The organism is Microcoleus sp. BR0-C5, assembly GCF_036705045.1.
Taxonomy (GTDB): domain Bacteria; phylum Cyanobacteriota; class Cyanobacteriia; order Cyanobacteriales; family Microcoleaceae; genus Microcoleus.
On record NZ_JAUBTR010000191.1, the window covers coordinates 1 to 1,678 of the forward strand.

At 39.4% G+C, this 1,678-nt stretch carries 1 pseudogene; it reads right to left on the bottom strand.

Going from position 1 to position 1,678, the window contains the following annotated elements:
- Positions 1-1,212 (bottom strand): annotated as a pseudogene (locus tag QUB08_RS31825) (ISAs1 family transposase); the annotation flags it as partial.
- Between the last annotated feature and the right edge of the window lie 466 nt (positions 1,213-1,678).

Genomic DNA, 1,678 nt, shown 5'->3' on the forward strand with positions numbered 1-1,678 from the left:
TGACACAAGGATTTGAGAATAAGCATCATGTACTCCTCACTCATCGCTGCCCGGTTCCTTTTTTGTCTCAAGCTACGGGATAGGGTGGTTTCACAGATTGAGGGCATTAAGGGCCATCCGTCTGAGTACCGCCAAATTTCGAGGGCTATTAAACGCTCGTATCCGAGATTTATCTTCTTCAAAAGTCACATCTAAAACCCAATGTTCTTTATTTTCAATGCTCCAATGTTCCCGAATAATAGAACCATGTTTTTGAGCATTTACGGTTAAAGAACTTAGATAGAACTGGACTTCATGAGAGGTTCCATTCCACTCTTGTCGAAACCGTTCGACTATAACAACCGTCTGGAGTCCCGCCCATTTATCTTGATTATAAAGGTCTCCAAATTCTGAAACGGGAATAGCCCAAACCCTTCTTTTCTCAATCCGGTTATGCCCTTTTTCTACGTGACGGTAATCCGTCATTTTAACTCCATCAAATTGCCGACTTGATTGAAGCTCAAACCAAGATTTAACTTGATTGTAAAGAGTCGGGTGATTACTTTTTAAGCAAACTACATAATTAGCTTTTTTATGAACAATCTGTTTAACAATTTCCGTTTGAGTCCCCATTGCATCCATCGTAATAATTGCGCCGGTTACGTCAATTAATTCTAATAAAGCTGGAATGGCTGTAATTTCATTGGAATGGCTGTCTACCTTAACTTGGCCGAGGACTAAACGATTTTCAGAAGCCCACGCTGTCACTAAATGTAAATTTTTTTTGCCCTGATTTCGGTCATAAGACCCCCGAAGACTTTTTCCGTCAATCGGGATAACTTGGTTAACAACTGAACCGATAAATTTTTGAACCCATTGAGTTAAATTCTGTTCTAAAATTTTGGGATCTAATTTTTCAAAAACTCTACGAAACGTATCATGATGAGGAATGCCATTGGGTAATTCTAAAAATTGTTTGAGCCAGGATTGTTTACTTATTCCATAATTTTCCATATCTTCCCATCCGTTACCTCCAGCTATTATCGTTAACAAAGCAATCACTAGAATATCTTTAAGTAAGTGATATTTAGTACGGTCAACTCTTGGATCAGGTAGAGCATCAAAATAACTCAACAAACCCCCTTCTAGTTCTTGCATAGAAATAGGTTGAGGCTGGGTTTTTATGGTTTTTAATTTAGCACTCGCAACAACGGGTGAAAATCCTTTAGTCATAGAGTATTCATTCCTATTTTCTACTGAGCTTGGGAGTTATTATAGAATCTCTCGGACAAACCGGGCAGCTATAATACTGCACCCTCTTTTTGGGGTCTGTTACATTTGATACCAAATTAGATGCGCTTACCCTGGTACGCGACCTACTGCAACTTTGTTCAACTTTGGCCGGTGCGTAAGCCGAATGTATGCCCTATAAGGCGCAAATAGAGTGCTGTTAATTCTGGTTTTAGATTCCCCAATAACTCTGTAGACTTTGATGTTATTTCCCTGGGTTGCTGCTATCCTCCGTCTTCAGGAGAATCTACAAACAATTTTTTAGATAAAGTTAAAACAACAGGGTAATTAGGGTCTGACAGATAGAACAGAGACAGAAGAAATCAGGTAAACTTCAATACTCCGGACAGTTTTTAAAGAGGGATGCGAGCGCAATACAGCAGAGAGGTGAAAACAGTGAGTGCAATCT